The sequence below is a fragment of the Paracoccus maritimus genome, assembly GCF_025195095.1.
Classification (GTDB): Bacteria; Pseudomonadota; Alphaproteobacteria; order Rhodobacterales; family Rhodobacteraceae; genus Paracoccus; species Paracoccus maritimus.
The window spans coordinates 319,603-333,094 of the sequence record NZ_JANAVZ010000002.1 but is presented as its reverse complement, the minus strand read 5'-3'; the positions used below and the strand labels follow the sequence as shown (position 1 = coordinate 333,094).

Annotated in this window: 13 protein-coding genes and 1 tRNA gene; 10 read left to right on the top strand and 4 right to left on the bottom strand. The window is 63.1% G+C overall.

Annotated features, from left to right (window positions below):
• Positions 1–71 precede the first annotated feature (71 nt).
• From sucC to MU516_RS04550, 10 genes are all read left to right on the top strand, one after another.
• Positions 72–1,265, top strand: coding sequence for an ADP-forming succinate--CoA ligase subunit beta (gene sucC / locus MU516_RS04595; protein WP_260276022.1), 1,194 nt, complete (start codon positions 72–74; stop codon positions 1,263–1,265).
• Between the two features lie 8 nt (positions 1,266–1,273).
• Complete coding sequence (locus MU516_RS04590; protein WP_260276021.1) at positions 1,274–1,762, top strand: hypothetical protein; 489 nt, start codon at positions 1,274–1,276, stop codon at positions 1,760–1,762.
• A 74-nt stretch (positions 1,763–1,836) separates the two neighbouring features.
• Positions 1,837–2,721 carry a succinate--CoA ligase subunit alpha gene (sucD, locus tag MU516_RS04585; RefSeq protein WP_260276019.1) on the top strand — a complete coding sequence of 295 codons (885 nt, stop codon included), beginning with the start codon at positions 1,837–1,839 and terminating at the stop codon, positions 2,719–2,721.
• A 66-nt stretch (positions 2,722–2,787) separates the two neighbouring features.
• Positions 2,788–3,189 (top strand): hypothetical protein, encoded by a 402-nt coding sequence (locus MU516_RS04580; RefSeq protein ID WP_209055122.1) that lies wholly within the window; start codon positions 2,788–2,790, stop codon positions 3,187–3,189.
• Positions 3,190–3,218: 29 nt separating this feature from the next.
• Positions 3,219–6,185: a 2-oxoglutarate dehydrogenase E1 component gene (locus tag MU516_RS04575; protein ID WP_260276018.1), complete on the top strand. Its 2,967-nt coding sequence runs from the start codon at positions 3,219–3,221 to the stop codon at positions 6,183–6,185.
• A 4-nt stretch (positions 6,186–6,189) separates the two neighbouring features.
• Positions 6,190–7,731, top strand: a complete 1,542-nt coding sequence (gene odhB / locus MU516_RS04570; RefSeq protein WP_260276017.1) for a 2-oxoglutarate dehydrogenase complex dihydrolipoyllysine-residue succinyltransferase — start codon at positions 6,190–6,192, stop codon at positions 7,729–7,731.
• Positions 7,732–8,143: 412 nt separating this feature from the next.
• On the top strand, positions 8,144–8,398 hold the full coding sequence (locus MU516_RS04565; RefSeq protein WP_260276016.1) for a hypothetical protein: 255 nt from the start codon (positions 8,144–8,146) through the stop codon (positions 8,396–8,398).
• 2 nt (positions 8,399–8,400) lie between these two features.
• Positions 8,401–8,790 (top strand): MAPEG family protein, encoded by a 390-nt coding sequence (locus MU516_RS04560; protein WP_260276015.1) that lies wholly within the window; start codon positions 8,401–8,403, stop codon positions 8,788–8,790.
• A gap of 74 nt (positions 8,791–8,864) precedes the next feature.
• On the top strand, positions 8,865–10,253 hold the full coding sequence (gene lpdA / locus MU516_RS04555; RefSeq protein WP_260276013.1) for a dihydrolipoyl dehydrogenase: 1,389 nt from the start codon (positions 8,865–8,867) through the stop codon (positions 10,251–10,253).
• 55 nt (positions 10,254–10,308) lie between these two features.
• Entirely contained in the window at positions 10,309–10,779 is a 471-nt protein-coding gene (locus MU516_RS04550) for a transglycosylase SLT domain-containing protein (RefSeq protein ID WP_425606810.1), read from the top strand.
• Positions 10,780–10,856: 77 nt separating this feature from the next.
• On the opposite strand, the gene MU516_RS04545 is transcribed toward MU516_RS04550, so the two are convergent.
• The 4 genes from MU516_RS04545 to MU516_RS04530 all read right to left on the bottom strand — a co-directional run bounded on the left by MU516_RS04545 (position 10,857) and on the right by MU516_RS04530 (position 13,271).
• Positions 10,857–10,932: transfer RNA gene (locus MU516_RS04545), tRNA-Ala, on the bottom strand.
• Positions 10,933–10,998: 66 nt separating this feature from the next.
• Positions 10,999–11,937 (bottom strand): DMT family transporter, encoded by a 939-nt coding sequence (locus MU516_RS04540; protein WP_260276010.1) that lies wholly within the window; start codon positions 11,935–11,937, stop codon positions 10,999–11,001.
• A 47-nt stretch (positions 11,938–11,984) separates the two neighbouring features.
• Entirely contained in the window at positions 11,985–12,869 is an 885-nt protein-coding gene (locus tag MU516_RS04535; RefSeq protein ID WP_260276009.1) for a LysR family transcriptional regulator, read from the bottom strand.
• A gap of 153 nt (positions 12,870–13,022) precedes the next feature.
• Positions 13,023–13,271, bottom strand: coding sequence for a hypothetical protein (locus tag MU516_RS04530; protein WP_260276008.1), 249 nt, complete (start codon positions 13,269–13,271; stop codon positions 13,023–13,025).
• Positions 13,272–13,492: the final 221 nt, after the last annotated feature.

Genomic DNA, 13,492 nt, shown 5'->3' with positions numbered 1-13,492 from the left:
AAATCGTTTCGCCGCCATGCCAGTTTGTGCCAATACACCCGCAAATCTGCAGAACCGATAAGGGGGTCGCGATGAACATCCACGAATATCAGGCCAAGGCGCTGCTGCGTCAGTACGGCGCGCCGGTCAGCGATGGCCGCGTGGTGATGAAGGCCGACGAGGCGAAATCGGCAGCCGGCGAAATGGACGGCCCGCTTTGGGTCGTCAAGGCCCAGATCCATGCGGGCGGCCGCGGCAAGGGCAGCTTCAAGGAAGCTGCTGCCGGTGAAAAAGGCGGTGTCCGGCTGGCCAAATCGGTGGCCGAGGCCGAGGAACTGACCCGTCAGATGCTGGGCCGCACCCTTGTCACCCACCAGACCGGCCCGGCCGGCAAGCAGGTCAACCGCATCTATATCGAGGACGGCAGCGACATCGAACGCGAGCTGTATCTTGCGCTGCTGGTCGATCGCCAGACCAGCCGCGTCAGCTTCGTCGCCTCGACCGAAGGCGGCATGGATATCGAGGAAGTCGCGGCCTCGACCCCGGAAAAGATCGTCAGCTTCAGTGTCGATCCGGCCTCGGGCCTGTCGGATTTCCACGGCCGCCGCGTGGCCTTCGCGCTGGGACTTTCGGGCCAGCAGGTCAAGCAATGCGTGGCACTGATCCGGAACCTGTATCGCATGTTCATCGAGAAGGACATGGAGATGCTGGAGATCAACCCGCTGATCGTGACCACCGACGGCAACCTGAAATGCCTCGATGCGAAGATGGGTTTCGACAACAACGCGCTGTATCGCCATTCTGACATCATGGCGCTGCGCGACGAGACCGAGGAAGACAGCAAGGAGCTGGCGGCGTCCAAGTTCGACCTGAACTATATCGCCCTGGACGGCGAGATCGGCTGCATGGTGAACGGCGCGGGCCTTGCGATGGCCACGATGGACATCATCAAGCTGTATGGCGCCGAACCCGCCAACTTCCTTGACGTGGGCGGCGGCGCGACCAAGGAAAAGGTCACCGAGGCGTTCAAGATCATCACCAGCGACCAGAACGTCAAAGGCATCCTGGTCAACATCTTCGGCGGCATCATGCGCTGCGACATTATCGCCGAAGGCATCGTCGCCGCCGTGAAGGATGTCGGATTGCAGGTTCCGCTGGTCGTGCGCCTGGAAGGCACGAATGTCGAAAAAGGCAAGCAGATCATCAGCGAAAGCGGCCTGAACGTGACCTCGGCCGACGACCTGTCGGATGCGGCCGAGAAGATTGTGAAAGCGGTCAGAGGATGAGCACTTCGATGAAGCTTGGATTCCTGGCGATGCCGCTGATCGTGGCGGCGTGCGGAGGCGCGCCGGCTGTTGCTCCGCCTCCAGAGGCTGCGAATGTCGACAGGCAGAGCATGAGTTTGGCAGCTCAACGCTTTGACCAGTTCTGCGTCACGAGCATTGGCGAGGCGACTGACGGTGTCGATCTGGCGAACGCCTATTTCAAAAGCGCTCCGATGCCCGCTTTGGGTACGCTGAAACTCGGCGGTGACACTTCCGGCGAAGACGTCGGCGTCCAATATGACACCCGTCGTCGAGGGTGCATGGTGACATCGTCGTCAGGCAAGGCTCCCAATGGCGAGGCCGAAGTTGAGGCCCTGGCTCGAGCGTATGCTGCGCGAAATGGAGGCACGATCGAAGGAGGCGGAATGTTCGTTTATACGGTCAAGACACCGTCGCGGACGGCCAAGTTCCAATTCGCTGATACTCCGCAAGGTCTCTATTTCTTGGTCGAATCCTAGGGGGCTGAGGCGACTGCTTCGCCCAGGTTGATAGGCGATCACGTAGGGAATGAAATTTACTGAGGAGCCAAAAAATGGCCGTTCTCGTTGATAAGAATACCAAAGTAATCTGCCAGGGGATCACCGGGTCCCAGGGCACCTTCCACACCGAACAGGCGATCGCCTACGGCACGCAGATGGTCGGCGGCGTCACGCCCGGCAAGGGCGGCACCGAACATCTGGACATGCCTGTCTTCAACAGCGTCCACGAGGCCGTCGCCAAGACCGGCGCGACCGCCAGCGCGATCTATGTCCCGCCCCCGTTCGCGGCGGATTCGATCCTGGAAGCCATCGACGCGGAAATCCCCCTGATCGTCGCGATCACCGAGGGCATTCCGGTTCTGGACATGATGCGCGTCAAGCGCGCCCTGGAAGGCAGCGCCAGCCGCCTGATCGGCCCGAACTGCCCCGGCATCATGACCCCCGACGAATGCAAGATCGGCATCATGCCGGGCAGCATCTTCCAGCGCGGCAGCGTCGGCGTCGTCTCGCGCTCGGGCACGCTGACCTACGAGGCGGTCAAGCAGACCACCGACGTGGGTCTGGGTCAGTCCAGCGCCGTCGGCATCGGTGGCGACCCGATCAAGGGGATGGAACATATCGACGTGCTGCGGATGTTCCTGGATGACGACGAAACCGAATCGATCATCATGATCGGCGAGATCGGCGGTTCGGCCGAAGAGGAAGCCGCCGAATTCCTGGCCGAGCAGAAGAAGAAGGGCAAATGGAAGCCCACCGCCGGCTTCATCGCCGGCCGCACGGCGCCTCCGGGCCGCCGCATGGGCCATGCCGGTGCGATCGTGTCGGGCGGCAAGGGCGACGCGGAATCGAAGATCGAGGCCATGAAGAAGGCCGGGATCGTCGTCGCCGACAGCCCCGCCGGTCTCGGCGAAGCCGTGCTGAAGGCCATCAAGGGCTGATGATTTGACACCCCGCGCGCCCCACCTAAGTATGGGGCGCGGGACACCCACCGCGCGAGGCAGGAATTGAGCCAGCAGGAACCAGAGCCCGACCCGGCCCGCAGCGCGGCGACGCGCACGGCGGTCGGCTGCGGCAGAGCCGCCCCGCTGTCACTGGCCGCGCTTCTGACTCTGGGCGCCTGCGGCGACCGCATGACCGACCTGATCCTGCCCGGCGGCATCCCCGCCCGGACCGACCTGCATCAGGCCAGCACCCTGCCCCCCGACTCGGTGCGCACCGTCGCCCGTCGCGATTACGGCTGGCGGCTGATCTATCACCCCGCCCGTGCGCCCGTGAATGCCGACAGGCGCGCCGCAAGCGCGCTATGCGGGCTGGAACGCCGCGCCGTCGCCGGCATCGACCGAATCCCGCGCCTCGATCCCTATTCGGATCCCGGCGCGGCCATCATCGACATTACCTGTGCCTGATTTCCTGACCCTGAACCGGGGATGAGCCCATGACCGACCAACCCAAGAACTCTGAATTCCACGATTCGTCATTCCTTCAGGGCCACAACGCGGCCTGGGTGGAACAGCTTTACGGCCAGTGGGCCAAGGATCCCGCCGCCGTCGATCAGGCCTGGGACGAATTCTTCCGTGGCCTGGGCGATCCCGAAGCCGATGCCGTGCGCGAGGCCGAAGGCGCCAGCTGGAAACGGTCGGACTGGCCGCCCGCGCCAAGCGACGACAACCTTGCCGCGCTGACCGGCGAATGGCCGCAAGCCGACAAGGCCGACGCCGACGCCGCGATCCGCAAGATCGCCCGGAAGGCGGCGGACAAGGGCGTCGAGATGACCACCCAGCAGATGCGCCAGGCGGTGCTGGACAGCATTCGCGCGCTGATGCTGATCCGGGCCTTCCGGATCAGGGGTCATCTTCACGCCAAGCTGGATCCGCTGGGTCTGCGCGACGTCCCGGACCATGGCGAGTTGAACCCCTCGACCTACGGGTTCGGACCCGATGATCTGGACCGGCCGATCTTCATCGACAACGTGCTGGGCCTGGAAATCGCCACGATCCGGCAGATCACCGACCTGATGAGCCGCACCTATTGCGGCACCTTCGCACTGCAATACATGCATATCTCGAACCCCGAGGAAGCCGCCTGGCTGAAGGAACGGATCGAGGGGTACGGCAAGGAAATCGCCTTCACCCAGAACGGCCGCCGCGCCATTCTGAACAAGCTGGTCGAGGCCGAGGGATTCGAGAAATTCCTGCATGTGAAATACATGGGCACCAAGCGGTTCGGCCTTGATGGCGGCGAGGCGCTGATCCCCGCGATGGAACAGATCATCAAGCGCGGCGGCGCCCTGGGCGTGAAGGATATCGTCATCGGAATGCCGCATCGCGGCCGCCTGTCGGTTCTGGCCAACGTGCTGTCCAAGCCATATCGGGCGATCTTCCACGAATTCCAGGGCGGCAGCTTCAAGCCCGAGGACGTGGACGGGTCCGGCGACGTGAAATACCATCTCGGCGCCAGCTCGGACCGCGAATTCGACGGCAACAATGTCCACCTGTCGCTGACTGCAAACCCCAGCCACCTGGAGGCAGTCAACCCCGTCGTTCTGGGCAAGGCACGCGCCAAGCAGGACCAGCTGGACGATCAGTCCGAGCGGACCGCCGTGCTGCCGATCCTTCTGCATGGCGACGCGGCCTTCGCGGGTCAGGGCGTCGTCGCGGAATGCCTGCAATTGTCGGGCATTCGCGGCCACCGCACCGGCGGCACGATCCATATCGTCGTGAACAACCAGATCGGCTTCACCACCGCGCCGCATTTCAGCCGGACCTCGCCCTATCCGACCGACATCGCGCTGATGGTCGAGGCGCCGATCTTCCACGTCAACGGCGACGACCCCGAGGCGGTCGTCCACGCTGCCCGCGTGGCCACCGAATTCCGCCAGAAGTTCCACAAGGACGTGGTGCTGGACATCTTCTGTTATCGTCGCTTCGGCCATAACGAGGGCGACGAGCCGATGTTCACCAACCCGGCCATGTACACCAAGATCAAGGGCCACAAGACGACCCTGCAGCTCTATACCGACCGGCTGGTCGCCGACGGGCTGATCCCCGAGGGCGAAATCGATGACATGAAGGCCGCCTTCCAGGCCCATCTCAACGAAGAATTCGAGATCGGCAAGAACTACAAGCCGAACAAGGCCGACTGGCTGGACGGCAAATGGTCGGGCATCGAACGCGAGGGCGCCGAATATATCCGCGGCGAGACCGGCATCCCGGAATCGGACATGACACAGATCGGCCGGGCGCTGACGACCGCCCCCGAAGGCGTCGGGCTGCACAAGACGGTCGGCCGCCTGCTGGAAGCCAAGCGCAAGATGTTCGAGACCGGCGAGGGCTTCGACTGGGCCACCAGCGAGGCACTGGCCTTCGGATCGCTGCTGCTTGAAGGTCACCGGGTCCGGCTGGCCGGTCAGGACAGCACCCGCGGCACCTTCAGCCAGCGCCATTCGGCGATCATCGACCAAAAGACCGAGGATCGCTACTACCCGCTGAACAACATCGCCGAAGGCCAAGGCCGCTACGAGGTGATCGACAGCATGTTGTCGGAATACGCGGTGCTGGGTTTCGAGTATGGCTATTCGCTGGCCGAGCCGAACACCCTGACCCTGTGGGAAGCGCAGTTCGGCGACTTCGCCAACGGGGCGCAGATCATGTTCGACCAGTTCATCTCGTCGGGCGAAAAGAAATGGCTGCGCATGTCCGGTCTGGTGATGCTGCTGCCCCACGGTTTCGAAGGCCAGGGGCCTGAACACAGCTCTGCCCGTCTGGAACGCTTCCTGCAGCAATGCGCCGAGGATAACTGGATCGTCGCCAACTGCACGACGCCCGCGAACTATTTCCACATCCTGCGCCGTCAGTTGCATCGCGGCTTCCGCAAGCCGCTGGTGCTGATGACACCCAAATCCCTGCTGCGTCACCCCTTGGCGATCAGCAAGGCCGAGGAATTCCAGACCGGATCGACCTTCCACCGGATCCTGTGGGACGACGCGCAGCGCGGATTGTCGGACACCAAGCTGGACCACGACGACAAGATCAAGCGCGTCGTGATCTGTTCGGGCAAGGTCTATTACGACCTGCTGAAGGCGCGCGACGAAGCCGGCATCACCGATATCTATCTGCTGCGTCTGGAACAGTTCTACCCCTTCCCCGCCCAGGCGATGGTGAAGGAACTGGGCCGCTTCAAGCAGGCCGAGGTGATCTGGTGCCAGGAAGAGCCCAAGAATCAGGGCGGCTGGACCTTTGTCGATCCGTATCTGGAATGGGTGCTGGAACGGCTTGGATCCAAACATTCTCGCGCACGTTATGTGGGCCGCAACGCCGCCGCATCGCCCGCGACCGGACTGGCCTCGCGCCACAAGGCCGAACAGGAAGCGCTGGTGAACGAAGCGCTCGATATCGAAGGATGATCCGATGACCACCGAAGTCCGCGTGCCTACACTGGGCGAATCCGTCACCGAGGCGACCGTCGCGACCTGGTTCAAGAAACCGGGCGATTCCGTCGAGGTCGATGAAATGCTGTGCGAGCTGGAAACCGACAAGGTCACGGTCGAGGTGCCCAGCCCCGCCGCAGGCGTCCTGGCCGAGATCGTCGCCGCCGAAGGCGAGACGGTCGCACCGGACGCGCTGCTGGCCCAGATCGACGAAGCCGGCGCCGCCTCTGGCGACGCCCCGAAAAAGACCGAAAAACCGCAGGCCGACAACAAGGCCACAGAAAGCCCGGAGGGACAGAAGGACATGAGCGGCAATTCCGTTGACGTGATGGTGCCGGCGCTTGGTGAAAGCGTCACCGAGGCCACCGTCGCGACCTGGTTCAAGAAGGTCGGCGATCAGGTCGAGGCCGACGAGATGCTGTGCGAACTGGAAACCGACAAGGTGTCGGTCGAAGTTCCCGCTCCGGCTGCCGGCGTGCTGGCCGAAATCGTGGCCGAGGAAGGCGCGACTGTGGACGCTAAGGCGAAACTGGCCGTCATCAGCGAAGGTGCGTCGGCAGGCAGGCCCGCCGCCGCGACGCCCGACGAGAAGGCCACCGACGCCGGACCCGAAGAGATGACCCCACGTTCCGAAGCCGACGCCAAGGACTTCGAGGATGCGCCCTCGGCCAAGAAGGCGATGGCCGAGAAAGGCGTCAGCCGCGATCAGGTCGAAGGATCGGGCCGCGATGGCCGCGTGATGAAGGAAGACGTGGCCAAGGCCTCGTCGGCACCGAAATCCGCGCCGGCCGCCGCCCGCGCTCCGTCCAAGCCCGAGGATGCGGCGCGCGAGGAGCGCGTCAAGATGACCCGCCTGCGCCAGACCATCGCGCGGCGCCTGAAGGACGCGCAGAACACCGCTGCGATGCTGACCACGTATAACGAAGCCGACATGTCCGGCGTCATGGGTCTGCGCAACGAATACAAGGACGCGTTCGAAAAGAAGCACAAGGTCAAGCTGGGCTTCATGTCGTTCTTCGTTAAGGCCTGCTGCCACGCGCTGAAAGAAGTGCCCGAGGTCAATGCCGAGATCGACGGCACCGATGTGGTCTACAAGAACTATGTCAACATGGGTGTTGCCGTCGGCACGCCCTCGGGTCTGGTGGTGCCGGTCGTCAAGGATGCCGACCAGAAAAGCTTCGCCGAGATCGAGAAAGAAATCGGTGAACTGGGCGCCAAGGGCCGCGACGGCAAGCTGTCGATGGCCGAGATGCAGGGCGGAACCTTCACCATCTCGAATGGTGGTGTCTATGGTTCGCTGATGTCCTCGCCGATTCTGAACCCGCCGCAGTCGGGCATTCTGGGCATGCACAAGATCCAGGAACGTCCGATGGTCGTCGGCGGCGAGATCGTGATCCGTCCGATGATGTATCTGGCCCTCAGCTACGATCACCGCATCGTGGACGGCAAGGGCGCCGTGACCTTCCTCGTGCGCGTCAAGGAGGCGCTGGAAGATCCGCGCCGCCTGCTGATGGATCTGTAATCCCGGCGCCGCGCGCCGTGCCTGCAAGGGACGTGGCGCGCGGCAACGGTATCACGCCGTCCTTGTCCTGCACCGCCCCGAGGTCGATCATGGGTTTTCGCACAGATACTGACCGCAGCGCGACGGTTTGTGCGGATACGCACGAAACGGCCGCGCAACGCGCGCAAGCTGTGTACGCGTTGTGCACCCGCGGTGCACGCGCGGCGCATTCCCTGTGCGGCGAAAATCCCAGCAATCGCAGGCGCTGTGACCCACGCACGGGAACATGCTCCGTGCGCGCAACGCACGCTGCCGTTGCGCAACAGGAGACGCTTCGTGGTCGGCGTCCTCAGGCAACCATCCGCGCCCCGGAACCGTTGGTCGGAAGGCAGGGGATACTCAGCCTCGTTCACCCGAAAGGCAGGACCAAGACATGCAGATGATCGCCCATTATTCGATCGGTGACTACGCCGCCTTCAAGACCGCTTTCGATGCCGATGCCGAGGATCGCGGCAATAACGGACTGGCGCTGCTGCAATTGTGGCACGAAAATGACGGCAGCGCCTGGGCGCTGTTCGACATCCGGGACGCCAAGGCGGCGCGCAACTATCTGGACGGCGCGGCAGCCGTATTCAACTCGCAGGCTGGCGTCACCGCCACCAGCTTCCATTTCGTCGAGACCGCCTGATGATGACCACCGAACTTACCGTTCTGGCCTTGGCCGGGCTTCTGCAAGTGGCTCAGTTCGCGGGCTTTTCCATCGCGGCCAACCGGCAGGTCGGGCCCAAGGTCGCGATGGGAACTCGCGACAACCCGCCCGCCCTGACCGGCACGGCAGGCCGACTGCAAAGGGCCCTAAATAACCATTTTGAGGGTCTTGTCATGTTTACGCTGGCGGTCGTCGTCGTCACTTTGGGTGACGCGGCGTCTGCATTCACCGCGGCCTGCGCGTGGGCCTATCTGATCGCCCGGATTGTCTATGTGCCAGCCTATGTGCTGGGCTGGGTTCCGTGGCGGTCCTTCATCTGGGCGGTCGGTTTCGCGGCCACACTGCTGATGATTCTCGCAAGCCTGTTCTAGACCGGCTTGATCCGACGACCCGGCGCGGGATGCGAAAAATCCGTCTGCCGCCACTGAAAGAAGGGACATGAAACATGTATGACCTGATCGTGATCGGCGCCGGCCCCGGCGGCTATGTCTGCGCCATCCGCGCCGCCCAGTTGGGCCTGAAAGTCGCCTGCGTCGAGGGCCGCGAGACGCTTGGCGGAACCTGCCTGAACGTGGGCTGCATCCCTTCCAAGGCACTGCTGCACGCCAGCCACATGCTGCACGAATCGCACGAGAATTTCGACCGCATGGGCCTGACCGGCGCCAAGGTGAAGGTCGATTGGACCAAGATGCAGGGCTACAAGGCGGAAACCGTCTCGGGCAACACCAAGGGCATCGAATTCCTGTTCAAGAAGAACAAGATCGACTGGCTCAAGGGTTGGGCCAGCATCGAGGCGCCGGGAAAGGTGAAGGTCGGCGACAAAGTGCACGAGGCGACGAATGTCGTCATCGCCACCGGGTCGGACCCGGCCAAGCTGAAGGGCGTCGAGGTCGACAATGCGGGCGGCGTCATCGTGGATTCGACCGGCGCGCTCTCGCTGCCGAAGATCCCGAAATCCATGGTGGTGATCGGCGCTGGTGTGATCGGGCTTGAACTGGGTTCGGTCTATGCCCGTCTGGGCGCCGAGGTGACCGTGGTCGAATATCTTGACGAGATCACCCCGGGCATGGATGCCGAGGTGCAGAAGCAGTTTCAGAAGATACTGACCAAGCAGGGCCTGAAATTCATCCTTGGCGCGGCGGTGAAATCCGCCGAAGCGGCAAAGGGCAAGGCGCGGATCGCCTATAGCCTGAAAAAGGACGACAGCGAGCACAGCATCGACACCGACTGCGTACTGGTTGCCACCGGCCGCCGTCCGCAGGTGGATGGGCTGGGCCTTGACGCCCTGGGCGTGCAGATGACCGATCGTGGTTTCATCAAGATCGACGAACACTGGGCAACCAGCGTCAAGGGCGTATATGCGATCGGTGACTGCGTTCCCGGCCCCATGCTGGCCCACAAGGCCGAGGATGAAGGCATGGCCGTGGCCGAGGTGATCGCCGGAAAGCATGGCCATGTGAATTACGACGTGATCCCCGGCGTGATCTACACCACCCCCGAGGTCGCCAATGTCGGCATGACCGAAGCGGCCGCGAAAGACGCCGGCCGCAAGGTCAAGATTGGCAAGTTTCCGTTCATGGGCAACGCCCGCGCAAAGGCCATGATGCAGGCCGACGGGTTCGTGAAGCTGATCGCGGACGCGGAAACCGACCGGATTCTGGGCTGTCATATCATCGGCCCGAACGCGGGCGAGATGATCCACGAAGTCTGCGTGGCGATGGAATTCGGCGCCGCGGCCGAAGATCTGGCCCTGACCTGCCACGCGCATCCGACCACTTCGGAAGCCGTCCGCGAGGCCGCGCTGGCCTGCGGCGACGGTCCAATCCATGTCTGATCGACCTGCGGGGGCCATGCCCCCGCGCCGCGCCGCATCGGCCAGCCTCAAACGCATGGGTCGGCGCAGCTTGCTGATGGCTGCGCTGATCCTCGCCGCATGCGGCACAGGACGGTCCGGATCGGGCGATACTCGTGCCGGGTTGCGCGCGTCCGGGCTTTATCCGAACGAGACCCCTTATCTCAGATCACGGATCAATTTCTGGGCCCGCCACTACGAGGTTCCGGCCGAGCTGGTCCAGCGCGTCGTGATACGCGAATCGCGTCACCGCCCCGATGCCCGCAACGGTCCCTATTACGGCCTCATGCAGATCCTGCCACAGACGGCGCGGACGATGGGCTATCGTGGATCTGCGTCGGGGCTGCTGGAGGCCGACACCAACCTGCGATACGGCGTCAAGTATCTGCGCGGCGCGTGGCTGGTAGCAGAAGGCGATCCGGATGATGCGGTCATGTGGTATGCCCGAGGCTATTATTACGAGGCAAAGCGCAAGGGACTGCTGAAGCGCACCGGCCTGAGAAGCTAGGCCCGGCCTACCTGCAACGAGGGCATCGTAGCCACGTGCAAGCGGCGGTATTTACGATATTTTCAGATGATCCTGTCTGGTGGAGCCGAGGGGAATCGAACCCCTGACCTCATCATTGCGAACGATGCGCTCTACCAACTGAGCTACGGCCCCATGACGCAGCCCTCTTAACCCGCGACGCAGCGATGTCAAGTCGGCCGAGTCTGCCAAATCATCTGGCTAGCTGGATTGCTGGCCGGTCAGGCCGCGTCCGCTCTGACGCTCTCGGTAGAAGACATACATTCCGGCGCCCAGAATGATTGCCGTTCCCAGCCAGGTCAGCGCGTCGGGAAGGTCGCCGAAGACCAGATATCCCACGATCGTGGCGCCGACGATCTCAAGATACTGGAACGGCGCCAGCAGCCCCGCCTCGGCCTTGCTGAACGCCACGGCAATCAGCACGAAAGTGATTGCGGCCAGCGCCCCGGCAGCAAGCAGCGCACCGACCGCCCATGCCGGCAGGTCGAAGGGATTGGGAATCGCCCGATCAAAGGCGACGCCGGCCAACACCTGCACGCCCATCAGCAGCACCGCCGCCGAGATCGTGGCGCCGATCTGGACGGACAGGGCCGACCGGGTCCGTGTCGCCGTGCGTAGCACGATCATGTTCAGCGCGAACGCCAGCGCCGCCCCCAGAGGCCACAGCGCAACCGGACCGAAGGTGGCAAGATTTGGCCTGATCACGATCAATGCGCCGATCAGGCCGATCCCGACTGCGATCAGTCTCCGCCGTCCGGGCACCTCGCCCAGAAGCGGCGCGGCAAGCAATGTCAGCAGAAGCGGCTCGATGAAGAATATCGCGATCGCGGTGGCGATCGGCATCTGCTGGAAGGCGCTGATCAGAGAGAACATCGCGATCGAGATCAACGCCCCCGAAAGCAGGGAGGGCCACGAGAATACCGCCCCGGTCAGCCGATTGCGCAACAGCACCGCGACTGGAATCAGGAACATCGCCTGCATCACTGTCCGCCAAACGGTCACATCGAACGGCGTCACGATCCCGGTCAGCAATTTCGACAGCGCATCGCCAATCGGCAAAAGCAGCGTCGCAGCAACCATCGCGACCATGCCCTGACGCGTCAGGCGATCCGCAGGACTATCTTCATTTATTCGTGCCATGCCGCCTTGTCGCACCACGACTGCACAGGATGCAAGTTCGGCGATGACTATCGTCTAAGATCCACGTTCTCCATGAAATCCAGAAAATGGCGCATCGCTGCGGTGATCAGCTTGCGCGACGGATAGACCAGGCTGATCGGCAGATCCGGAAGCCGATAATCCTCAAGCACCGAAACCAGATGTCCCTGTTCGATCTCATCGCCAATTACAAACTGGGGCAGCATGGCGATGCCCTTTCCGCCAACGGCCATCGCCCGCAGCATTTCGCCGTTGTTGCTGGAAAATACCGGCTGAATCCGCTGGTGGATCATCTCGCGGCCGCGCTGCATGGGCCAGGTTCCGGCACCGCGAAGGTTGCTGTAGTGCAGGCAGCGGTGCCGAAGAAGATCGGCGGGCTCTTGCGGGATGCCGTCCGCTTCAAGATAGGCAGGCGCGGCGACAAGCATCACCGGGACCTCCTGCAGGCGGCGGGCAAGCAGCATGGAATCCTCAAGCTGGCCAATCCGGATCACGGCATCATAGCCCTCGCCAATCAGGTCGGTGCGGCCATCGTCCAGCACGACCTCCAGCCGGATATCGGGATAGGTTTCCATGAACCGCAGCAGATGTGGCTGCAGGATCTTCAAGGTATAAGCGATGGGCGATCCGATCTTCAGCGGGCCTGCCGGGTTTCCGGACACGGCACGCACGGCCTCGGTCGCCTCATCCAGCCGACGCAGCGCATCGCGCACCCGCGTGGCATAGAATGTGCCCGCGGCGGTGGGAACGACCGAACGTGTGGTGCGGGTGAACAGGCGTGTCCCCAGATCCGCTTCGAGATCCGAGATATACTTGCTGCACAGGCTTCTGGATATGCCTATGCGCCGGGCGGCCGGTGCAAAGCCACCCTCTTCCAGAACACTTACAAAACAACGCAGTACTGCGACATCCATGATTCTTTCCTGGCGTTGAAGGGGCGGAAGAGCTTGATGCGAAGACCCTTTGCGGGGGCCCTTATTGGAACCAAATCCACGAAAAGAAAAGTCCGCGCCGAACCCTTGCAGGTTCGACGCGGCCGCGTGTCCCGGAATGTCGGTGTCGGACGATCAGTCGTTCCGGCTCGGCGGATCAATGCGATCGCTCGACGGAAAGCTGGTCACCTCGATCACGGCGTCGGGGGCGATGTCTCGTTGGTTCAGTTCGCGCGGCGACAGAACTTCGTCGGCCCGGACTTGAGCCGTCTGTTCGGCCGTGAACGGACGAACCGGGCTGTTATGCGGCTGATCAAAACCTGCGGCCTGAGCGGCACCGGCGGCGAGTCCAAGGGCGGTCAATACAATGGCAAAGCGTTTCATGATTTTTCCTTTCAAGTTCGGCGCGTCTCGCGTCATGGCAACCAGATAACTCCTGCGCCGGTCCGCGATTAGGCCTGCCGCTTTGCGCTGACTGTTCGACCAGAGTGGACAAACACTTGCGGATTGACCGTGGCCAGTCAGTCAACGATGGTCGCGTCAGCTGCTTGGGCCCTTGGAAAAGACGATGCCGCCATGACCGCTTCACCGTCGCCGCCACACCC

Bases quoted from the DNA above. Each gene is read 5' to 3' on its own strand.
- sucC (WP_260276022.1), top strand. From the start codon at position 72: ATGAACATCCACGAATATCAGGCCAAGGCGCTGCTGCGTCAGTACGGC.
- MU516_RS04590 (WP_260276021.1), top strand. From the start codon at position 1,274: ATGAAGCTTGGATTCCTGGCGATGCCGCTGATCGTGGCGGCGTGCGGA.
- sucD (WP_260276019.1), top strand. From the start codon at position 1,837: ATGGCCGTTCTCGTTGATAAGAATACCAAAGTAATCTGCCAGGGGATC.
- MU516_RS04575 (WP_260276018.1), top strand. From the start codon at position 3,219: ATGACCGACCAACCCAAGAACTCTGAATTCCACGATTCGTCATTCCTT.
- odhB (WP_260276017.1), top strand. From the start codon at position 6,190: ATGACCACCGAAGTCCGCGTGCCTACACTGGGCGAATCCGTCACCGAG.
- MU516_RS04565 (WP_260276016.1), top strand. From the start codon at position 8,144: ATGCAGATGATCGCCCATTATTCGATCGGTGACTACGCCGCCTTCAAG.
- MU516_RS04560 (WP_260276015.1), top strand. From the start codon at position 8,401: ATGACCACCGAACTTACCGTTCTGGCCTTGGCCGGGCTTCTGCAAGTG.
- lpdA (WP_260276013.1), top strand. From the start codon at position 8,865: ATGTATGACCTGATCGTGATCGGCGCCGGCCCCGGCGGCTATGTCTGC.
- MU516_RS04550 (WP_425606810.1), top strand. From the start codon at position 10,309: ATGGGTCGGCGCAGCTTGCTGATGGCTGCGCTGATCCTCGCCGCATGC.
- MU516_RS04540 (WP_260276010.1), bottom strand. From the start codon at position 11,937: ATGGCACGAATAAATGAAGATAGTCCTGCGGATCGCCTGACGCGTCAG.
- MU516_RS04535 (WP_260276009.1), bottom strand. From the start codon at position 12,869: ATGGATGTCGCAGTACTGCGTTGTTTTGTAAGTGTTCTGGAAGAGGGT.
- MU516_RS04530 (WP_260276008.1), bottom strand. From the start codon at position 13,271: ATGAAACGCTTTGCCATTGTATTGACCGCCCTTGGACTCGCCGCCGGT.